This window comes from Modestobacter roseus (assembly GCF_007994135.1).
GTDB lineage: Bacteria > Actinomycetota > Actinomycetes > Mycobacteriales > Geodermatophilaceae > Modestobacter > Modestobacter roseus.
Window position 1 is genome coordinate 942,148 of the sequence record NZ_VLKF01000001.1, and the last position, 20,545, is coordinate 962,692.

20 protein-coding genes are annotated in these 20,545 nt (G+C 74.6%); 15 read left to right on the forward strand and 5 right to left on the reverse strand.

Annotated features, from left to right (window positions below):
* The first annotated feature begins 26 nt into the window (after window positions 1–26).
* The 4 genes from JD78_RS04495 to JD78_RS04510 all read left to right on the forward strand — a co-directional run bounded on the left by JD78_RS04495 (window position 27) and on the right by JD78_RS04510 (window position 5,834).
* Window positions 27–848 (forward strand): CPBP family intramembrane glutamic endopeptidase, encoded by an 822-nt coding sequence (locus tag JD78_RS04495; protein ID WP_228395382.1) that lies wholly within the window; start codon window positions 27–29, stop codon window positions 846–848.
* Complete coding sequence (locus JD78_RS04500; RefSeq protein ID WP_153362074.1) at window positions 845–1,309, forward strand: GNAT family N-acetyltransferase; 465 nt, start codon at window positions 845–847, stop codon at window positions 1,307–1,309. The genes JD78_RS04495 and JD78_RS04500 overlap by 4 nt, the downstream gene beginning before the upstream one ends.
* Window positions 1,310–1,522: 213 nt before the next feature.
* On the forward strand, window positions 1,523–5,089 hold the full coding sequence (gene dnaE, locus JD78_RS04505; protein ID WP_166520977.1) for a DNA polymerase III subunit alpha: 3,567 nt from the start codon (window positions 1,523–1,525) through the stop codon (window positions 5,087–5,089).
* An 85-nt stretch (window positions 5,090–5,174) separates the two neighbouring features.
* Complete coding sequence (locus tag JD78_RS04510) at window positions 5,175–5,834, forward strand: DUF2567 domain-containing protein (protein ID WP_153362073.1); 660 nt, start codon at window positions 5,175–5,177, stop codon at window positions 5,832–5,834.
* A gap of 27 nt (window positions 5,835–5,861) precedes the next feature.
* Here JD78_RS04510 and JD78_RS04515 read toward each other — a convergent pair whose 3' ends face one another.
* The gene (locus tag JD78_RS04515) at window positions 5,862–6,785 is read right to left on the reverse strand and encodes an LON peptidase substrate-binding domain-containing protein (protein ID WP_228395381.1); all 924 of its coding nucleotides are present in this window, start codon (window positions 6,783–6,785) and stop codon (window positions 5,862–5,864) included.
* Window positions 6,786–6,904: 119 nt separating this feature from the next.
* On the opposite strand from JD78_RS04515, the gene hisD reads away from it, so the two are divergent.
* From hisD to JD78_RS04545, 6 genes are all read left to right on the forward strand, one after another.
* Window positions 6,905–8,206, forward strand: a complete 1,302-nt coding sequence (hisD, locus tag JD78_RS04520) for a histidinol dehydrogenase (RefSeq protein WP_153362072.1) — start codon at window positions 6,905–6,907, stop codon at window positions 8,204–8,206.
* On the forward strand, window positions 8,203–9,324 hold the full coding sequence (locus JD78_RS04525; RefSeq protein WP_166520978.1) for a histidinol-phosphate transaminase: 1,122 nt from the start codon (window positions 8,203–8,205) through the stop codon (window positions 9,322–9,324). The genes hisD and JD78_RS04525 overlap by 4 nt, the downstream gene beginning before the upstream one ends.
* A complete protein-coding gene (hisB, locus tag JD78_RS04530) occupies window positions 9,321–9,917 on the forward strand; it encodes an imidazoleglycerol-phosphate dehydratase HisB (RefSeq protein ID WP_153362071.1) in 597 nt (198 codons plus the stop codon). The genes JD78_RS04525 and hisB overlap by 4 nt, the downstream gene beginning before the upstream one ends.
* Before the next feature lie 5 nt (window positions 9,918–9,922).
* Complete coding sequence (locus JD78_RS04535) at window positions 9,923–10,099, forward strand: hypothetical protein (RefSeq protein WP_166520979.1); 177 nt, start codon at window positions 9,923–9,925, stop codon at window positions 10,097–10,099.
* A gap of 52 nt (window positions 10,100–10,151) precedes the next feature.
* Complete coding sequence (gene hisH, locus JD78_RS04540; RefSeq protein WP_243730972.1) at window positions 10,152–10,790, forward strand: imidazole glycerol phosphate synthase subunit HisH; 639 nt, start codon at window positions 10,152–10,154, stop codon at window positions 10,788–10,790.
* 84 nt (window positions 10,791–10,874) lie between these two features.
* Window positions 10,875–13,172 carry a M28 family peptidase gene (locus tag JD78_RS04545; RefSeq protein WP_166520981.1) on the forward strand — a complete coding sequence of 766 codons (2,298 nt, stop codon included), beginning with the start codon at window positions 10,875–10,877 and terminating at the stop codon, window positions 13,170–13,172.
* Between the two features lie 3 nt (window positions 13,173–13,175).
* Here the strand turns inward: JD78_RS04545 and JD78_RS04550 are convergent, their stop codons facing one another.
* Both JD78_RS04550 and JD78_RS04555 read right to left on the reverse strand, forming a co-directional pair.
* Window positions 13,176–13,940, reverse strand: a complete 765-nt coding sequence (locus JD78_RS04550; RefSeq protein ID WP_153362509.1) for an SDR family NAD(P)-dependent oxidoreductase — start codon at window positions 13,938–13,940, stop codon at window positions 13,176–13,178.
* An 8-nt stretch (window positions 13,941–13,948) separates the two neighbouring features.
* Window positions 13,949–14,560: a nitroreductase family protein gene (locus tag JD78_RS04555; protein ID WP_153362510.1), complete on the reverse strand. Its 612-nt coding sequence runs from the start codon at window positions 14,558–14,560 to the stop codon at window positions 13,949–13,951.
* Window positions 14,561–14,621: 61 nt separating this feature from the next.
* On the opposite strand from JD78_RS04555, the gene priA reads away from it, so the two are divergent.
* The 5 genes from priA to JD78_RS22840 all read left to right on the forward strand — a co-directional run bounded on the left by priA (window position 14,622) and on the right by JD78_RS22840 (window position 19,444).
* Window positions 14,622–15,356, forward strand: coding sequence for a bifunctional 1-(5-phosphoribosyl)-5-((5-phosphoribosylamino)methylideneamino)imidazole-4-carboxamide isomerase/phosphoribosylanthranilate isomerase PriA (priA, locus tag JD78_RS04560; protein ID WP_153362511.1), 735 nt, complete (start codon window positions 14,622–14,624; stop codon window positions 15,354–15,356).
* Window positions 15,353–15,757, forward strand: a complete 405-nt coding sequence (locus tag JD78_RS04565) for a RidA family protein (protein ID WP_153362512.1) — start codon at window positions 15,353–15,355, stop codon at window positions 15,755–15,757. Before priA ends, JD78_RS04565 begins: the two co-directional genes overlap by 4 nt.
* On the forward strand, window positions 15,754–16,548 hold the full coding sequence (hisF, locus tag JD78_RS04570) for an imidazole glycerol phosphate synthase subunit HisF (RefSeq protein WP_153362513.1): 795 nt from the start codon (window positions 15,754–15,756) through the stop codon (window positions 16,546–16,548). The genes JD78_RS04565 and hisF overlap by 4 nt, the downstream gene beginning before the upstream one ends.
* Before the next feature lie 129 nt (window positions 16,549–16,677).
* A complete protein-coding gene (locus JD78_RS04575) occupies window positions 16,678–18,777 on the forward strand; it encodes a DUF222 domain-containing protein (RefSeq protein WP_166520982.1) in 2,100 nt (699 codons plus the stop codon).
* On the forward strand, window positions 18,758–19,444 hold the full coding sequence (locus tag JD78_RS22840; RefSeq protein ID WP_153361515.1) for a GNAT family N-acetyltransferase: 687 nt from the start codon (window positions 18,758–18,760) through the stop codon (window positions 19,442–19,444). Before JD78_RS04575 ends, JD78_RS22840 begins: the two co-directional genes overlap by 20 nt.
* Here JD78_RS22840 and JD78_RS04585 read toward each other — a convergent pair.
* Together JD78_RS04585 and JD78_RS04590 are read right to left on the reverse strand one after the other, a co-directional pair.
* Window positions 19,366–19,740: an N-acetyltransferase gene (locus JD78_RS04585; protein ID WP_166520870.1), complete on the reverse strand. Its 375-nt coding sequence runs from the start codon at window positions 19,738–19,740 to the stop codon at window positions 19,366–19,368. The two genes, JD78_RS22840 and JD78_RS04585, sit on opposite strands and share 79 nt — an antisense overlap.
* Window positions 19,741–19,807: 67 nt before the next feature.
* Complete coding sequence (locus JD78_RS04590) at window positions 19,808–20,437, reverse strand: TIGR03085 family metal-binding protein (RefSeq protein WP_194290519.1); 630 nt, start codon at window positions 20,435–20,437, stop codon at window positions 19,808–19,810.
* Between the last annotated feature and the right edge of the window lie 108 nt (window positions 20,438–20,545).

Consider the following 20,545-nt stretch of genomic DNA (forward strand, 5'->3'; position numbering starts at 1 on the left):
GTGCCGAGGACCGAGCTGCCCCGCTCGTGACCACGGTGCCCGACCTCCCCGACGCCTTCGCCGACCTGGGGCCGGCGCAGCTGGCGGCGGCGATGATCGCCGTCTACCTGGTGGTGGGGGAGCCCTTCGTGGGCTGGGTCCTGCACCGGAGGTTCGAGAGCCGGCTGCGCACCGACCCGGCCGCCCGCCGGTCCTTCTACCGGCGGCTGCTGGTGCTGGAGTGGGGGCTGGCGGCGGTCGCCGTGGTGGTGTGGCTGGCCGCGCCGGACGTCGGTGCCGCCGGGGTGGGGCTGGTGTGGCCGCAGCGCTGGCCGGGCCCGGTCTCCTGGATCGCGGTGCTGGCGCTGGCGGTGCTGGTCGTGGTCTCGGTGCGGGCGCTGCGCTCGGGTGCGCTGGTCGGGCCACCGCCGGAGGTGGTGCGGCCGCACGTCCCCGGCAGCCCCCGGCACGCCGAGCCGACCGGCCAGCCGGCCGGGCAGTCGACGGTGGCCCTGCTGCCGCGCAGCCGGTCCGAGCGGCGCCTCTTCGCGCTCGTCGGTGTCACCGCCGGGGTGTGCGAGGAGTGGCTGTACCGGGGGTTCTTCCTCGCCGTCGTGGCCGCGGCGCTGCCCGGGCTGCCGTTCGGCCTGCTCGTGCTGGTCGCCGCGGTCGCCTTCGGCCTGGCGCACGCCTACCAGGGGGTCTCGGGGGTGGTCACCACCGGCGTGCTCGGCGGCGTGCTGGCCGCGGTCTACCTGGAGACCGGATCGCTGCTGCTGCCGGTCCTGCTGCACGCCCTGATCGACCTGCGGTTCCTGCTCGTGCCGGCGTCGGCGCTGCCGCCCGGCCCGGCGGTGGCGGCCCGGTGAGCCGGCCCACCGCCTCGGTGGCCACCCCGGCCGACCTCCCGGAGATCGGCGAGCTCCGGCACCGGGTGTTCGTGCTCGAGCAGGGGGTGCCGGCCGAGCTCGAGCGCGACGCCGCCGACGCCACCGCGGTCCACGCGCTCAGCCGCGACGGCTCGGGCCGGGTGGTGGCCACCGGCCGCCTGCTGCTCGACGCCGCCGGACCCGGCCGCGCGGTGATCGGGCGGATGGCCGCCGACGCCGGCGTGCGCGGTAGGGGGCACGGGGCAGCGGTGCTGGCTGCGCTGCACCGGGCGGCCGCCGAGCGGGGCCAGGCGGAGGTCGAGCTGCACGCTCAGGTCGCCGCGCGCCGGTTCTACGCGCGGGCGGGTTACGTCCCCGTCGGCGCGGAGTACCTGGAGGCCGGCATCGTGCACGTGACCATGCGCCGGGCGCTCGTCCCGGAGGACCCGGGGCCGGTGTGACGGAGTGGTCCGGATCGCGGAGACACGAACCTGTCGGTGGTGTCCGGTAGACCTCGGCAGGTGGGAGGATCGAGCGCACCGGACGCCGTCCTCCCCGAGCACCACCGCACCACGCAGAACGGCCTTCCCCGCCGGTCACCCAGAACGACCCGCCGTCGCCGTCCAGCCCCGCTGGCCGGCGCACAGCGCGACCCGTGAGGAGCACTCCACAGCATGAGCAGCACCCCGTCGTCCGGGAACTTCGTGCACCTGCACGTGCACACCGAGTACTCGATGCTCGACGGGGCCGCGAAGCTCGGTGAGGTGACCACGGCCGCCGCCGAGGAGGGCATGCCGGCGCTGGCGATGACCGATCACGGCAACGTGTTCGGCGCCTACGACTTCTACAAGCAGGCGAAGTCCGCCGGGGTGAAGCCGATCATCGGCATGGAGGGCTACTACACGCCCGGCTCCCGGTTCGACCGTGCTCCCTTCGACTTCGGCGACAAGCTGATCGACGAGGAGGGCGACGGCGGGTCCAACCGCGGCAAGGCCGCGTACACGCACATGACGCTGCTCGCCCGCACGACCGAGGGCATGCACAACCTGTTCCGGATCTCCTCGCTGGCCAGCCTGGAGGGTCAGTACCGCAAGCCGCGCTTCGACCGCGACCTGCTGGAGAAGTACGGCACGGGCCTGATCGCCACCACCGGCTGCCCCTCCGGTGAGGTCAACATGTGGCTGCGCGCCGGCAAGGTCGACCGCGCCCGGCAGGCCGCGGCCGACTTCCAGGACATCTTCGGGCGGGAGAACTTCTACGCCGAGGTGATGGACCACGGGCTGTCCATCGAGAAGAAGACCAAGCCCGCGCTGCTGGAGATCGCCAAGGACCTCGGCATCCCGCTGCTGGGCACCAACGACCTGCACTACACCCGCCGCGAGGACTCCCAGGCGCACGACGCCCTGCTGTGCATCCAGACCGGGTCGCGGCTCAACGAGCCCAACCGCTTCAAGTTCAACGGCGACGGCTACTACCTGAAGTCCGCAGCCGAGATGCGCGCGCTCTTCAAGGACATGCCCGAGGCGTGTGACAACACGCTGCTGGTCGCCGAGCAGTGCGAGGTCAGCTTCACCGAGGGTGCCGACCTCATGCCCCGCTTCCCGCTGCCGGAGGGGGAGGACGAGACCTCCTGGTTCGTCAAGGAGGTCGAGGCCGGGCTGCACAAGCGCTACCCCGGTGGCATCCCCGACCACGTGCGCAAGCAGGCCGACTACGAGGTCGGGATCATCACCCAGATGGGCTTCCCGGGGTACTTCCTCGTGGTCGCCGACTTCATCAACTGGGCCAAGGACAACGGCATCCGGGTCGGCCCCGGCCGTGGCTCGGCCGCCGGCTCCATGGCCGCCTACGCGATGGGCATCACCGACCTCGACCCGCTGCAGCACGGGCTGATCTTCGAGCGGTTCCTCAACCCCGAGCGCGTCTCGATGCCCGACGTCGACATCGACTTCGACGACCGCCGCCGCGGCGAGGTCATCCAGTACGTCTCGCAGAAGTACGGCGAGGAGCGGGTCAGCCAGATCGTCACCTACGGCACCATCAAGGCCAAGGCCGCGATCAAGGACGCCGCCCGCGTGCTCGACCGGCCCTACTCGGTGGGCGACGAGCTGACCAAGCTGATGCCGCCGGGCGTCATGGGCAAGGACATCCCGCTGTCGGGGATCTTCGACCCCAAGCACGACCGGTACAAGGAGGCCGGGGAGTTCCGGGCCCGCTACGAGTCCGACCCGGGCGCGGCCGAGGTCGTCGACCAGGCACGCAAGCTCGAGGGCCTGAAGCGGCAGTGGGGCGTGCACGCGGCCGGGGTGATCATCGGCCGCTACCCGCTGATCGACAGCATCCCGATCATGCGCCGGGAGGCCGACGGCGCGATCATCACGCAGTTCGACTACCCGACCTGCGAGACGCTCGGCCTGCTCAAGATGGACTTCCTGGGCCTGCGCAACCTCACCGTCATCGACGACGCGCTGCGCAACATCGTGATCAACGGCAAGGAACCGGTCGACCTCGACGAGATCAGCAAGGACCTCACCGACCCGGCGACCTACGCCCTGCTGTCCCGCGGCGACACCCTCGGCGTCTTCCAGTTCGACGGCGGCCCGATGCGCTCGCTGCTGCGGCTCATGCGCCCGGACAACTTCGAGGACATCTCCGCCGTCGGTGCGCTCTACCGGCCCGGCCCGATGGGTGCGAACTCGCACACCAACTACGCGCTGCGCAAGAACGGCCAGCAGGAGATCACCCCGATCCACCCGGAGCTGGCCGAGCCGCTCGCGGAGATCCTGGGGCAGACCTACGGCCTGATCGTGTACCAGGAGCAGGTCATGGCGATCGCGCAGAAGGTCGCCGGGTACTCCCTCGGCAAGGCCGACCTGCTGCGCCGCGCGATGGGCAAGAAGAAGAAGTCCGTGCTGGACGCCGAGTACGTCGGCTTCGAGGCCGGGATGAAGGCCAACGGCTTCTCCGCCGCCGCGGTCAAGACGCTCTGGGACATCCTGGTCCCGTTCGCCGACTACGCCTTCAACAAGGCGCACTCGGCCGCCTACGGGCTGGTCTCCTACTGGACCGCCTACCTCAAGGCCAACTACCCGGCCGAGTACATGGCCGGCCTGCTGACCAGCGTCGGCGACGACAAGGACCGCCGCCCGGTCTACCTGGCCGAGTGCCGCCGGATGGGCATCAAGGTGCTCCCGCCGGACGTCAACGAGTCCTCGTGGGACTTCACCGCCGTCGGCAACGACATCCGGTTCGGGCTGGCCTCGGTGCGCAACGTGGGCACCAACGTGGTCGAGTCGATCGTCCGAGCGCGCGAGGAGAAGGGCGCGTTCAAGGACTTCGCCGACTTCATGCGCAAGATCGACACCGTCGCCTGCAACAAGAAGGTGATCGAGTCCCTGGCCAAGGCCGGCGGGTTCGACTCCCTGGGCCACTCCCGCCAGGGCATCGCCGCGATCCACGCCCAGGCCGTCGACTCCGCGATGAGCCTCAAGCGCAAGGAGGCCGAGGGGCAGTTCGACCTGTTCGGCAGCTTCGGCGAGGGGGACGGCGACGTCGCCGACCCGCTGAGCGCCGCGCTGGACATCCCGATCCCCACCGCCGACTGGTCGAAGGCCGAGCGGCTGGTGTTCGAGCGGGACATGCTCGGCCTCTACGTCTCCGACCACCCGCTGCACGGGGTGGAGCACGTGCTCACCTCGCACGCCGACACCCCCATCGCCGAGATCGTCGGCGGCGGGGTGGAGGACGGCGCGAACGTCACCATCGCCGGCATCCTCACCGCGGTCGGGCCCCGGACGAACAAGCAGGGCGCGCCGTGGGCCATCGCGACGCTGGAGGACCTCGAGTCCGGCATCGAGGTGCTGTTCTTCCCGAAGACCTGGCAGCAGGTGTCGGACAAGGTGGTCCGCGACCAGATCGTGGTGGTGAAGGGGCGGATCAGCCGCCGCGACGACACCCCGTCGCTGTTCGGCTCCGAGGTCAGCATCCCCGAGCTCACCGAGGGTCCGCGCGGTCCGGTGCTGGTCTCCATGCCGGCCGCCCGGTGCACCCCGCCGGTGGTCGAGCGGCTGCGCGAGGTGCTGGGCAGCCACCCCGGCACCACCGAGGTGCAGCTGAAGCTGCTCAACGGTGGCCGGGAGACGGTGCTGCGCCTGGACCAGGGGCTGCGGGTGCGTCCCAGCACCGCGCTGATGGGCGACATCAAGGCGTTGCTGGGCCCGACCAGCGTCGCGATCCTCTGAGGAGGGACCCCGGTGCCCCCCGGCACTCGCCAGTCCGTGGCGGGACCCTGCGCGAGCGTCGAGGACCTCGGGTGAGGATGGTGGGGTGAGCGCTTCCACCCCGCCGTCGTCGTGGGCACCACCGGCCGGATCGGGCGCCTGGCTCCCGGCCCGCCGGTCCGGGGTGCCCGGCCTCCGGGACAGCCGAGCCGACCTGCCCGCCGCGCTCATCGCGGCCGGCGTGCTGACGCTCGCTGGGCTGCTCGTCGGCGGCGCGTGGCTGTGGCTCGCCCCGCGGGCGGACTTCCGGGTCACCGAGACCGACGTGGTGCCGGTCGGCGCGGCGCCGTCCAACGAGCTGTTCGTGGCCGACGACGGCGTCCTCGTGCTGCTGCTCGCCGGCCTCGGGCTGGTCGCCGGGGTCGCCGGCTGGCTGTGGCGGCGCCGGCGTGGCGCGATGCTCCTCGCCGGCTTGTCCACCGGCGCCCTGGCCGCCGGCGTCGTCGCCTGGCAGCTGGGGGAGTGGCTGGCCCCCGGGCCGACCGAGGAGGAGCTGGGCCGGGTGGGCGCGACGGTGACCACCGGCCTGGACCTGGGCGCAACGGCGGCGCTGGCCGTCGGGCCGTTCGTCGCCGTGCTCGCCTACCTGGTCGCCACCGCGCTCACCGCGCGCGACGACCTGGGCCGCGACGAACCGGTGGCGCAGCTCCCGCCGGAGGGCCGGCTGCCGCTGCCCCCGGTCCCGCCGCCGCGCCCGCGGAGCTGACCGGCCGGACCGGCCCCGGGGGCTCGGTCAGTTGGGGGTCAGCGGACCGGCGAACTGGGCCAGCGGCACGGGCACCGCGCCCAGCGTGCGCAGCAGGGTCAGCTCGCGGCGGAGCAACCGGGACTCCAGGGTCAGCCGGCGCCGGGTCGCTGACTCCGCGAGCAGCGCCTGCCGGTCCTCGGTGGTCAGCAGCGCTGCGGAGGCGACCAGCCAGGACAGCCCGCGCGCGTCGTCGCTGACCTCGCGCAGCGCCGACGCGGTCGGGTCGGCCTCCGCGCCGTCCTCCCCGTCCTCCCCGTCGCCGGTCAGCGCGGCGAGCACGTCCTCCGGCAGCGCGCCGACGCCGCCGCTCTGCCGCACCGCGACGTCGGCGACGTAGCGGGCGAACAGCTCCCGGACGTTGCCGGCCAGCAGCTCCAGCGAGCCACGCACCACGTCGGTGACGACGTCGTCACCGGGGCCGTCCGCGGCGTCCTTGCCCGGCCCAGGGCCGGTCAGGGCCGGCGGGTGTCCCTCGCCGGCGGCCTCGGAGTCGCCGGCCGCCTCCTCGGCGGCCTCCTCCTCGACCAGCCACTCGACCTCGGCGCGCAGGTAGGGCGGCTCGCCGCTGTCCGGGTCGGGGAGCAGCACGTCGAGCAGCCGGAAGCGCTCGCCGCCCACGGCGACCACCCGGTAGCCGCCGTCGGGCCGGGGGGAGATGAGCCGGAGCACCGCCGTGCAGCCGACGTCGAACAGCGCCTCGGCCGGCGCCACCTGCTCGACCTCCCAGCCCTGCCGGATGGCGACCACCCCGAACCGGCGCTCGGGCCCCTCGGGCAGCGCCCCCAGCTCCGCGATCAGCCGGCGGTACCGCGGCTCGAAGATCTGCAGTGGCAGCACCACACCGGGGAACAACGGGGTCCCCAACGGGAACAGCGGGATCACCGCACGGCCCGGCACGCTCTCGCCCACGCCGGGGAGCCTAGGGGCAGGCGCGCCCGGTCACCCGTCGTCCTCCCCGGCACGCGCCGGAGCCCCGCGCCCCGCCGACTACGCTTGACGAGCCGTATACCGCTGCCCGGAGGTGCTCTGTGCTCGCCCGCATCGACCTGCGTGGGTCCGCTCTGCCGGGTCCGCGCGAGCTCGCGCACCTGCTGCCGCGCGCCGCCACCGACATCGACTCGGTCCTGGCGGTCGTGCGCCCGATCTGCGAGGACGTCCGGCTGCGCGGCGCCCAGGCGGTCCGGGAGATCACCGCCCGGCTCGACGGCGTCGACGCGGCCGACTTCGCCGTCCCGCAGGCGGCCCTCGACGAGGCGCTGGCCACGATCGACCCCACGCTCCGCGCCGCGCTGGAGGAGTCGATCGCCCGGGTCCGCCGGGTGCACGCCGACCAGCGACGCACCGACGTCACCACCCAGGTCGTCCGCGGGGGCACGGTCACCGAACGCTGGGTGCCGGTCCGCCGGGTGGGGCTGTACGTCCCCGGCGGGCTCGCCCCGCTGCTGAGCTCGGTGGTGATGAACGTCGTCCCCGCGCAGATCGCCGGGGTCGAGTCGATCGCCGTGGCCACCCCGCCGCAGCGCGACAACGGCGGCCTGCCCGACCCGGGGGTGCTCGCCGCCTGCGCGCTGCTGGGCGTCACCGAGGTCTACGCCGTCGGCGGGGCGCAGGCGATCGCCGTGTTCGGCTACGGCGCGGGCGGCTGCGCGCCGGTCGACATGGTCACCGGGCCCGGGAACGTCTACACGACGGCGGCCAAGCGGCTGCTGCGTGGGCTGATCGGCATCGACTCCGAGGCCGGCCCGACCGAGGTCGCCGTGCTGGCCGACGACACCGCCGACCCGGTGCACGTCGCCGCCGACCTGATCAGCCAGGCCGAGCACGACCCGCTGGCCGGTGCGGTGCTGGTCACCACGAGCGAGCAGCTCGCCGACGCGGTCGTCGACCTGCTGCCCGGGCAGGTGGCGGCCACCAAGCACAGCGACCGGATCACCACCGCCCTGGGCGGGAGCCAGTCCGGCGTCGTCCTGGTCGACGACCTCGACGCCGGGCTCGCCGTGGTCGACGCCTACGCCGCCGAGCACCTGGAGATCCAGACCCGGGACGCCCGCGCCGTCGCGATGCGGGTCCGCAACGCGGGCGCGGTCTTCGTCGGCCCGTGGGCGCCGGTGTCGCTGGGCGACTACGCCGCCGGCTCGAACCACGTGCTGCCCACCGGCGGCTGCGCGCGGCACTCCAGCGGGCTCAGCGTGCAGACCTTCCTGCGCGGCGTGCACCTGGTCGAGTACGACGAGCAGGCGCTGGCCGAGGTGGCCGGGCACATCGACGCCCTGGCGAACGCCGAGGACCTGCCGGCGCACGCGGCCGCCGTCCGGGCGCGCGGCCGATGACGTCCCTGGAGGACCTGCCGCTGCGCCCCGAACTCCGCGGCCGCACGCCCTACGGGGCGCCGCAGCTGGCCGTTCGGCACGCGCTGAACACGAACGAGAACCCGTACCCGCTCCCCCCTCCGCTGCTGGCCGACCTGGCCACCGCGCTCGCCGACGCCGCCCCCGGGCTCAACCGCTACCCCGACCGCGACGCCACCGCGCTGCGGGCCGACCTCGCCACCTACCTGACCCGCACCAGCGGCGTCCCGGTCGAGCCGGCGCAGGTCTGGGCGGCCAACGGCTCCAACGAGGTGCTCCAGCAGCTGCTGCAGACCTTCGGCGGCAGCGGCCGGACGGCGCTGGGGTTCACCCCCTCGTACTCGATGCACCCGATCATCAGCGCCGGCACCGCGACCCGCTGGGTCGACGGCCACCGGCGGGCCGACTTCACCATCGACCCGGTCCGGGCCGCCGCGCAGGTGCGGGAAGTGGCCGCCGACGTCGTCTTCGTGACCAGCCCGAACAACCCCACGGGCACAGCGGTCGACCTGGACACCATCGCGGCGCTCTACGACGCGACGCCCGGGGTGCTCGTCGTCGACGAGGCGTACACCGAGTTCGCCCGCGCTGGCACCCCGTCGGCGCTCACCCTGCTGGCCGGCCGGCCGCGGCTGGTGGTCAGCCGCACGATGAGCAAGGCGTTCGGGATGGCCGGGCTGCGGCTGGGCTACCTGGCGGCCGACCCCGCAGTGGTCGACGCCGTCCAGCTGGTCCGGCTGCCGTACCACCTGAGCTCGCTCACCCAGGCCGCCGCCCGGACGGCGCTGGCGCACACCGACGCCCTGCTGGCCACCGTCGACGCGGTGAAGGCCGAGCGCGACCGGATCGTCGCCGCCCTGCCCGGCCTGGGGCTGACCAGCGTGCCCAGCGACGCGAACTTCGTGCTCTTCGGCCGCTTCGCCGACGCCCACGCCGCCTGGCAGGCGCTGCTGGACCGGGACGTGCTGGTTCGCGACGTCGGGCTGCCCGGCTGGCTGCGGGTCACCGCCGGCACCCCCGAGGAGACCGACGCGTTCCTCACCGCGCTGGGTGAGATCGCCGCCGACCACCGCACCACTGAGGGAGACTCGAGCTCATGAGCCGCACTGCACGCGTCGAGCGGGCCACCAGCGAGACCAAGCTCGTCGTCGAGCTGGACCTGGACGGCACCGGCACCTCCGACATCGCCACCGGGGTCGGGTTCTACGACCACATGCTCACCGCGCTGTCCAAGCACAGCGGCATCGACCTGACCGTCCGGGCCGACGGCGACCTGCACATCGACGCCCACCACACCGTCGAGGACGTCGCGATCGCGCTGGGGCAGGCCTTCGCCGAGGCGCTCGGGGACAAGCGGGGGATCACCCGCTACGGCGACGCGACCATCCCGATGGACGAGGTGCTGGTGCAGGCCGCGGTCGACCTGTCCGGCCGGCCGTACTTCGTGCACGCCGAGCCGGAGACCATGACGCCGATGATCGGGCCGGACTACCCGACGTCGCTGACGAAGCACGTGCTGGAGTCCTTCGCGTTCAACGCGCGGATCACCCTGCACGTGCGGGTGCTCTACGCCGGCCGGGACGCCCACCACATCGTCGAGGGGCAGTTCAAGGCGCTGGCCCGCGCGCTGCGCACGGCCGTCGCCCTCGACCCGCGGGTCAGCGACGTCCCCTCGACCAAGGGCGCCCTGTAACGCCGATGAACTTCGGCATCATGCTCATGGTCCTCGGCGGCTTCCTGCTCGGCGGTGCCTACAGCATCTTCAAGGCCGACTCCGACACCGACGGGCGGACCGGGGTGCAGGTGGCGTTCGCCGTGATCCTGCTGGTCGCCGCCCTGCTGTCGACGGCGGCGGGCGTCCTCCGCCTGGTCTGAGCGGACGGGAATGACGGCGGGCCGCCGGCGGCTGGTGGGTAGCGTGGCTGCTGTGAAGAAGGTCGTCGTGCTCGACTACGGGTCGGGCAACCTGCGCTCCGCCGAGCGGGCGCTGTCCCGGGTCGGTGCCGACGTCACGGTGACCGCCGACCCGCAGGCCGCGCTGGAGGCCGACGGGCTCGTCGTCCCCGGCGTCGGTGCATTCGCCGCCTGCATGGACGGGCTGCGCGCCGTCGACGGCCCGAAGGTGATCGGCCGCCGGCTGGCCGGCGGCCGGCCGGTGCTCGGCATCTGCGTGGGCATGCAGATCCTCTTCGAGCGCGGCGTCGAGCACGGTCAGGACGCCGACGGTTGCGGCGAGTGGCCCGGCGTGGTCGAGCCGCTGCAGGCGCCGGTGCTGCCGCACATGGGCTGGAACACCGTCCAGCCGCCGGAGGGGTCCACCCTCTTCGCCGGGCTGGCGGACCAGCGCTTCTACTTCGTCCACTCCTACGGCGTGCGCGAGTTCCCGCTCGCCGAGGCCGGGGTGACCGGGCGGCTCACCCCGCCGGCGGTGACCTGGGCCGAGCACGGCGACCGGTTCGTCGCCGGGGTGGAGAACGGCCCGCTGTCGGCGACCCAGTTCCACCCGGAGAAGAGCGGCGACGCCGGCGCCCAGCTGCTGACGAACTGGCTCGACACCCTCGACTGACTCGCGTGGCCGGGCGTGGGCCGGGCCACCCCTAGGGTGATCCGGCCCACGCCCGTCGGAGGCGTGGCCTGCCGGAGGTGTCCCGTGCGGTCCGCCCGCCTGCTCGGCCTGCTCGTCCTGACACTGCTGGGCGCCCTGGCCGCGCTCAGCATCGCCGTCCTGCAACCGCCGGACTCCGCACCGGCCGACGCCCCGGCCGAGGGGTTCAGCGCCGCGCGGGCGTTCGACCACGTCGAAACGGTCGCTGCCGAGACGCACGTGACCGGCAGCCCGGCGAACGACCGGGTGCGCCAGCACCTGGTCGAGACCCTCACCGAGCTGGGCCTGGATCCGCAGGTGCAGGACACGGTGGGCGCGAACCCGGGCGGGCCGGGGGAGCTCGAGGTCGCCCGGGTCCGCAACGTCGTCGGGGTCCTGCCCGGCACCGACCCCACCGGCCGGCTGTTCCTGGTCGCCCACTACGACTCGGTGGAGAACGGCCCCGGCGGCAACGACGACGCCGCCGGCGTCTCCACCGTGCTCGAGACCGCCCGGGCGCTCGCGGCCGGGCCGCAGCTGCGCAACGACGTCGTGGTGCTGCTGACCGACGCCGAGGAGGCCTGCCTCTGCGGTGCCGAGGCGTTCGTCCGGGACCACCCGCTGGCCGACGACGGCGGGGTGGTGCTCAACCTGGAGGCGCGGGGCACCGGCGGCCCACCGGTGATGTTCGAGACCGCCACCGGCAACGCGGCGCTGGCCGGGGTGTTCGCCGACGCGGCGGTGCACCCGGTGGCGACGAGCTTCGCCGTGGAGGTCTACCGGCTGCTGCCCAACGACACCGACTTCAGCCCGTTCCTGGACAGCGGCCGCTTCACCGGGCTGAACACCGCCTACATCGACGGGTCGGCGGCCTACCACACCCCGCTGGACACCCCGTCCCGGATGAACCGCGGCAGCCTGCAGGCGATGGGCGACAACACCCTGGCGCTCGCCCGCGAGCTCGGGGCCGCCGACCTCGACGAGCTCGCCGAGCCCGCGGCCGGGGACGCGACGTACTTCCCGGTGCTGGGTGGGCTGGTGCGGGTGCCCGGCTGGACGGTGTGGCCGGTCGCGCTGCTCGCCGTCGGGGCGGTCGGCGCGCTCGCCGTCGTCCTGCGGCGGCGTGGCGGCACCCCGCTGCGCCGCACGTCCGCTGGGTTCGCCCTGGCCGCCGTCCCGGTCGTCGCCGCGCCGCTGGCCGCGCAGGCGGTGTGGGCGCTGCTGGTCGCGGTCCGCCCCGGGTACGGCGGGATGACCGACCCGTGGCGGCCGGGCTGGTACCGGGTCGCCGTGGTCGTGCTGGTGCTCGCCGTGGTCCTGGGCTGGTACGCGTTGCTCCGCCGGCGGGTGGGGGCCGGGGCGCTGGCCACCGGTGGGCTGGGCTGGCTCGCCGTGCTGGGCGTCGTGCTGGCGGTCGTGGCCCCGGGCGGCTCCTACCTGGCCGCGGTCCCTGCGCTCGCGGCTGCGGTGGCCGTCGTGATCGCGGTGCCGGCCCGGCCGGGCTGGGTGTCTGCGGTGGCGGCGGCCGGCGCGGGCGCGGTGGCCGTGCTGGTGCTCGCGCCGACGATCGCGCTGTTCTTCCCGGCGCTGGGCCTGGCCACCGGTGCGGCGCCGGCGCTGTTCACCGTGCTGCTCGCGCTGGTACTGCTGCCGGTGTTCGAGCTGCTGTTCCCCGCCGCTCCGGCCCGCCGTCGGGTCACCGCGCTGGTGCCCGGGGTGGCGCTGGTCGTGGCCGGCGCGCTGCTGGTCACCGGACTGGTGGTCGACCGGTTCGACGCGGCCCACCCGGCGCCGACCCAGCTGATGTACGCCCTGGACGCCGACTCCGGCGACGCCTGGTGGATCAGCACCGAGGACGACCCGGTGCCCTGGACGGCGGAGTACGTGGCCGGCCCGGACGCCGATCCCGACCAGCTGACCGAGGCCTTCCCGGTGTTCTCCGGCGATGTCGCCACCGGTCCGGCCGAGGCCGCCGATCTGCCCGCGCCCGAGCTGACGGCGACGAGCGCGCCGGTGGACGGTGGCCGGGAGGTGACCGTGCAGGTGACCTCCCGGCGCGACGCGCGCCTGCTGGTGCTCGACGTCTCCGGCGCGCAGGTGAGCGGTGGCGAGGTGCTCGGGCGGAGCGTCCCGGAGTCCGTGCTGGGGGAGCAGCGGCTGACCGTGACGGTGCACGCACCGCCGGCCGGCGGCGCCACCGCCACGTTCCGGGTGGCCGGCGAGGGTCCGGTGACCGTGCGCGCGCTGGACGGCACCGACGGGCTGGCCGGGGTGCCGGGCTTCACCGGCCGGCCGGACGACGTGGGCATCGCCGGGACGCACACCTCGGACCTGCTGGTGGTGTCGACGTCCCAGGTCCTGTGACGCTCAGCTGCGCAGGTAGGACGCCCCGTTGACGTCGATGATCGTGCCGGTGGAGAACCGGGCCCCGGGGGAGGCGAGCCAGAGCACCGCGGAGGCGACCTCCTCGGGGCGGGCCACCCGGCCGTAGGGCGACTGCGCGCGCACGGCGTCGCCGCCCGGGCCGTCGAGCACCTCGCGGGCCATCTCGGTCTGCACGAAACCGGGGGCGACCGTGCCCACCGAGATCCCGTGCGGCGCGAGCGCCAGGGCCATCGACTGGCCGAAGGCGTTGAGCCCGGCCTTCGAGGCGCCGTAGGCGGGGGTGTTCGGCTCGCCGCGGAAGGCGCCCCGGCTGGAGACGTTGACCACCGCGCCGCCGCCGGCGGCGACCAGGTGGGGGAGGGCGCGGAAGGTGGCGTTGGCCGGGCCGAGCAGGTTCACCGCCAGCGTGCGCTGCCAGGCCTCCTGCCACTGGGCGTAGTCGACCTCCAGCGGCGGGTGGGCGGTGAAGACGGCGGCGTTGTTGACCAGCACGTGCAGTCCGCCCAGCGCCTCGGCGGCGTCGTCGACGGCGCGGCCGATCGCGTCGGGGTCGGCGACGTCGGCGGTGACCACGGTGTGCCCCTCACCGGGCAGCTCGTCGCGGACCGCCTCGGCCTGTGCGCGGGAGGTGTTGGCGTGCACCGCCACCCGGTCGCCCTGGGCGGCGAAGGCCAGCGCGATGGCGCGGCCGATGCCGCGGGAGGCGCCGGTCACCAGGACGGCGCGGGACTCGGTCTGCTCAGCCATGCGCGGAGTCAACCAGTCACGCCCCAGGCGCCCCGGTGCACGACCTCGTCCAGCCCCCGCCGGCCGCGCTTCAGCGAGGGTGACCGCTTGTCCTCGCCGCCGGCGTAGCCGACCGAGATGCAGCCGACCGGGCGGTGTGTCCCGGGCACCCCGAAGGCATCCCGGACGGCGGGCACCCGCTCGGGCGGGACGCCGAAGAACGCCGCGGCCAGCCCCTCGTCGACCGCGGTCAGCAGGATCAGCAGCGAGGCCATGCCGGTGTCGACGTCCCAGTAGGGCACCGGCCAGCGGGCCTCGTCGCGGTCGGTCCAGCCCTTGTCGGGCTCGGCATACCGGTCCAGGTAGGCGTCCTTGGACGAGAACGGCACGATCAGCAGCGGGGCGCGGCGCATCCGGGTGAGCCAGCCGTCGGGGGTGCCACCGTCGGTGGTGGCCGCCCAGAAGCGGTCGCGCTCGGCGGCCGATTCCAGCACCAGGAAGGCCCAGCCCTGGCTGAACCCGGCCGACGGGGCCCGGATCGCGTGTTCGAGCAGCCGGTCGCGCACCTCCGGCGGCACCGGGCGGTCGGGGTCGTAGTCACGCACCATCCGGCGCCGTCGCACCACCTCGCTGAACTCCACGGGGAGCACCCTGCCGCAGCGGTCCGACAGGACCGTCGGCGGCGTTCCCTAGGCTGGACCCGTGCCGAAGCTGGAGCTGCTCCCCGCCGTCGACGTCGCCGACGGCCTCGCCGTCCGTCTGGTCCAGGGGGAGGCCGGGAGCGAGACCTCCTACGGCGACCCGTTGGAGGCCGCGCTGGCCTGGCAGCGCGACGGCGCGGAGTGGGTGCACCTGGTCGACCTGGACGCCGCCTTCGGGCGCGGCTCCAACCGGGAGCTGCTGGCCCGGGTGGTCGGTGAGCTCGACGTCGACGTGGAGCTGTCCGGGGGCATCCGGGACGACGAGTCGCTGGCCGCGGCGCTGTCCACCGGCTGCCGGCGGGTGAACCTGGGCACCGCGGCGCTGGAGTCGCCGGAGTGGTGCGCCCGGGCTATCGCCGAGCACGGTGACCGGATCGCGGTGGGCCTCGACGTCCGCGGCACCCGGCTGGCCGCCCGCGGCTGGACCAAGGAGGGCGGCGAGCTGTACGAGACCCTCGCCCGGCTCGACGAGGAGGGCTGCGCCCGCTACGTCGTCACCGACATCACCAAGGACGGCACGCTGCGCGGCCCGAACCTGGACCTGCTGCGCGAGGTCTGCGCCGCCACCTCGCGCCCGGTGGTCGCCTCCGGTGGCGTGAGCTCGCTCGACGACATCCGGGCGCTGGCCGGGCTGACCGAGGTCGGCGTCGAGGGCGCGATCGTCGGCAAGGCGCTGTACGCCGGGGCGTTCACGCTGCCCGAGGCGCTCGCGGTCACCCGCGAGGTGGCCGGGTGAGCGCACGGCGCATCGGCTCCGGGGCGCCCTGGGAGGACGTCGTCGGCTACAGCCGCGTCGTCGTGCACGGCGACTCCGCCTGGGTGAGCGGGACGACGGCGACGATCGACGGCGTCGTCGCCCACCCCGGGGACGCCGGCGGGCAGACCCGCGTGGCGCTCACCGGTGTCCAGCGCGCGCTCGACGAGGCCGGCTTCGCCCTCGGCGACGTGGTCCGCACCCGCATGTACGTCACCGACATCAGCGAGTGGGAAGCCGTCGGTCGGGTGCACGGGGAGTTCTTCGGCGACGTCCGGCCGGCCACCGCGATGGTGCAGGTCGCCGCCCTGATCGACCCGGCGATGCTGGTGGAGATCGAGGCCGACGCAGTCCGGGGTGCAGCCGTGCGGGGTGCCGCGTGAGCCTCGCCGTGCGGGTGATCCCGTGCCTGGACGTCGACGCCGGCCGGGTGGTCAAGGGCGTCAACTTCGTCGACCTGGTCGACGCCGGCGACCCGGTGGAGATGGCCCGGGTCTACGACGCCGAGGGCGCCGACGAGCTGACCTTCCTCGACATCACCGCCAGCTCCGGTGACCGGGAGACCACCTACGACGTGGTCCGGCGCACCGCGGAGAGCGTGTTCATCCCGCTGACCGTCGGCGGGGGCGTGCGCAGCGTCGGCGACGTCGACAAGCTGCTGCGTGCCGGGGCGGACAAGGTCGCGGTGAACACCGCCGCCGTCGCCCGGCCGGAGCTGATCGCCGAGATCGCCGATCGGTTCGGCAACCAGGTGCTGGTGCTCTCGCTGGACGCCCGCCGCGTGCGCGACGGCGCGGTGACCGACTCCGGGTTCGAGATCACCACCCACGGCGGACGCCGGGGCACCGGCCGGGACGCCGTCGAGTGGGTCGTGCAGGCCGCGCAGCTCGGCGTCGGCGAGGTGCTGCTGAACTCGATGGACGCCGATGGCACCCGGGCCGGCTTCGACACCGACCTGATCGCCGCCGTGCGCCGGGAGGTGACCGTCCCGCTGATCGCCAGCGGGGGAGCGGGGGCGGTCGACCACTTCCCGCCCGCCGTCGCGGCGGGCGCCGATGCGGTGCTCGCGGCCAGCGTCTTCCACTTCGGGCAGCTCCGGGTGGGCGACGTCAAGGCCGGGCTGGCCGCCGCCGGGGTGCCGATCCGCCAGGAGACCGACCACCCGCTGCGCTGAGCACCCGCTGCGCTGAGCACCCGCTGCGCTGACCACCCGCTGCGCTGAGCACCCGCTGCGCTGAGCAGCTCGTCCACAGCCCTGCGGCATCGGTCGCGGGTGTAGGGCATCTCCGCTACGATCGAACACGTGTTCGAACAGCTGCTGCGGCTCTTCGAGGAGCGCGACGAGTCGCTCCTCGAAGCCGAGCTGCGCCGGCTGCTCGACGATGTCGACCCCGACGCCGACCACGTCAGCGAGGCGACCGGCAGTCGCGGTCGTCCACTGACCGCCGAATCCAGATCCGAAGCCGAGCCCGCGGAGGCCGCCGAGGCCGGAGCGGAGCCGGACAGCCCGCTGGAGGGGAACGCCGAGCGGCTCGACCGCCTGGTCACTGCAGGACGTGCCCATCTCGACCTGGCTCGGGGTGCGGCGCGGCAGCAGGCGTGCGCGGCCGCTGAGCAGGCTCGGGCACTGGCGGCCTTCGCGCGCACCCGGCCCTCCTCCCTCGACCGGTCGGACGCCGAGATCGGTGCGGCGGCCGCGCAGACGCGGGCGGGAAGGCACTCGGCGCTGGCGGCGGTCAGCGAGTGGGCGGTCGACGAGGTGATGGTCGCGCTCGGGCTGACCTCGGACGCGGCGACGACGCTGCTGGTCGACTCGCTGCTGTTGGTCGACCGGCTGCCGGGCACGCTGCAGGCTCTGTCCAGCGGCCGGATCAGCTGGGCGCACGCCCAGGTGATGACCGACCTGGTCGCGCCACTGCCCGCCGACGTCCGCGCCACTGCTGAGGAGCGCCTGCTGGCGAAGGTCGAGGGGCGCACCCGGACACAGCTGCGCGCCGCCGCTCGCCGGATGGTGCAGAAGCTGGACGCCGCCGGGGTGGCCCGGCGGGTCACCGAGGCCATCCGTGAGCGGCGGGTGACCGTTCACGCGGGCGACGACGGGATGGCCACCCTGAGCGCGACGCTGCCAGCTCCCGTCGCCCGGGCGGTCCAGGACGCGCTGGGTCGCTACGCGGACGCTGCCGCGTCCACCGGGGACGAGCGGACCCGCCAGCAACGGATGGTCGACTGCCTGGTCGACCTCGTCCTGCGTCCGGGCGAGCACGGACTGGCGCCGGTGCAGGCGCAGATCAGCCTGGTCGCCGCCGTGCAGACGCTGCTGGGCGGAGACGAGCCAGGAGAGGTCGACGGCGACCTGGTGCCGGCCGAGATGGTGCGCGAACTCGCTGTGGCGCTCGGGCTGATGCCGCGCGCGGAGTCGCCCGGTACCGAAAGGGAAGCCGAGCCAGCCGGGCCGATGGCGAGCGGTCAACCTCCGGCCGATGACAGCGCCGACCAGGAGCGCATCGCCGGCGACCGCACCGGTGACGAGTCCACCGGTGACGAGTCCACCGACGCCGAGTCCACCGACGCCGAGTCCACCGACGCCGAGTCCACCGACGCCGAGCCCACCGACGCCGAGTCCACCGACGCCGAGTCCACCGACGCCGAGCCCACCGACGCCGAGCCCACCGACGCCGAGCCCACCGACGCCGAGCCCACCGACGCCGAGCCCACCGACGCCGAGCCCACCGACGCCGAGCCCACCGACGCCGAGCCCACCGACGCCGAGCCCACCGACGCCGGCGGTGACACGGGTCCCCGAGACGATGGCCGCCGCGCCGCACTGGCCGACCTGCTCACCACCCGCACGGTGCGCGACACCGCGCTGGCGCACCGGCCGCAGGTCGCGCTGGTCGACGAGCTCAGCGGGCAGCTGGTCGCCCTCACCGACGCGTTCGCGGTTCGTGCCGGTCGGGCGCTGGGCCCGCCACCGGAGTCGCCCGGTTACTCACCTGGAGCCGAGCTCGACCGGTTCGTCCGGCTGCGTGACCGCCGGTGCCGGTTCCCGGGCTGCCGGGCCCGGCCGATCCGCTGCGACCTCGACCACACGGTGCCGTGGCCGCAAGGCCCGACGTCGCACGACAACCTCTGCAGCCTGTGTCGGCACCACCACCGGCTGAGCCACCAGGCGCCCGGCTGGGCCATGCGCGGGCTGGCCGACGGCGGGCTCGAGTGGACGACACCCTCGGGGCAGGTGGTCACCACCCATCCGACCCGCTGCGGCGCGGACGACTGGCTCGACCACCCGCCCCCTGTCGTAGCCCGGGCGGACGACGTGCCAGTCCCTGACGTCCCGCCCGGCGAGCCCCGACCCGGAAGCTCGGCACCGGACGGTCGGCGGGATGACCCGCCACCGTTCTGATCGGCGCGGCGCTGCTGTGCGCTCGTGTACCGACGACCTGTCGCGACGCGGCGTGGGGGCTGACGCGGCGTGGGAGCTCCGGTCGCGCCGGGTCACCACTGGTCCTGACGCAGGGGAGCGCAGGAGCCCCCACCATCGCAGAGGTCGAGGACCTGTACCGGGACGCATCACGGGACGAGCCGCTCTGCGAGCCCCCGCAGATCGCGACCATGTTCGCCGACCTCTACGCCGGACTCCGCGCGCGACCGGACCTGCTCGTGGCCTCCCGGCGCGACGAAGGGCGCCTGGTCGGGTTCGGCTACGGCCACCCGTGGTCCTGGCGCGAGCAGACCGACGCCTGGGCGCGGGAGCTGCACGACCGGCTCGGCGACGCGGCACCCCTGCTCGAGGGCACCTCGCCGTGTACCTGCTCGCCGTTGCGCCCACCCACCGCGGTCGCGGGCTGGGCGGGGCGCTGCTCGCCGCCCTGGTGGCTGCCGCCGGCCGCCCCGCCTGGCTGTCCACCCGAGACGAGCCCACCCCGCCTCGTGCGCTCTACGAGCGCCTCGGCTGGCGACCCGTGGGTCGTAGCCCCGACGCGCCGAACGGTCAGCCCGCTGTGGTCCTGCTGCTCGACGAGTCCCCGCGGCCGGTGGTGGAGTCCGCGGCGCGCGTCATCCCGACGTAGGGGGACCCGTCCGGGCCCGGTCTGGTGCGGTCGTCCCGCCGCCAGCCCCGGTGCGCATGGGAGTCGAGGGCCCGGCCGTTGCCGCGCCAGACCTCGAGCACGCCCAGGCGCGCGGGCCCGCTGGTCAGTCGGGTGGTGAACGCGTCGTGCAGCTGGGAGCCCAGCCCGCTGCCCCAGGCCCAGGGCAGCACGTCCCACATCGCCCGTCGCTCCGGCGCCGGAGTGAGCACGCCGTCGAGCTCAGTGCTCGCCCCGGCGTAGTAGGACCCTCGGGCCGTCTCATGCACCGCGGCCACGGCCGCCGCGTCGTCCGGGCCCGCCGAGCGCAAGCCAGTGATCACCGGGATCGCCCGGCGGCCGTGCTCAGTCGACGGTCAGGTCCACGCAGGCGACGTCCTCGCGCCCGCTGACCCAGAGCAGCACCTCGAGCGGAGCGCCCACCACGGTGGTCGTCGGGGTGCCCTTGCGTAGCCGCCGCTCGCTGCCCGGGGCGCCGTCGGTGACGTCGCTGCGCCGCACCATCAGCCCGCCGTCGGGTCGGGGGGCTTCCCGGCCGCGGGCCAGCAACGGCACGGCCTTCCACAGCTGGTCCTGCACCTCGCCGGGCAGCTCACGAGGCGACCAACCGGGCTGGGCGCGCCGCACGTCCTCGTGGTGGATCACCATCTCCGTGCTGTTCAGCAGCCGGTCGGCCACCGGCCAGGCCCCGGGGAGCCACGGCGGCGGCCCCGAGCGCACCGCGGCGACGAGCTCGGTCCAGTCTCGGCCGGTGCCGGCCCGGTCCTGCACGCGCTGGGTCCACGTCCGGAACGGCCCACCCAGGGCCAGCCCGGGCATCGAGTCCGGCCGGCGGTCACGTACGACGAGGTGGGCGGCGAGGTCGCGGGTGGTCCATCCGGCGCACCGCGTCGGCTGGTCGGGCCCGAGTTCGGCCAGCAGGTCCGCCAGCGCCGCTCGCTCCGACCGGGACACGGGCACGGCGGGGGTGGGCACGCGTCGAGGCTATGCCAGCTCTCCCTCGGGTGGAGCCCCAGCGAGACGCCTGTGTCCCCGAGACCGACGGCCCCGGAATCAGTCGAGCCCGGAAAGCGGTTAGGCCGG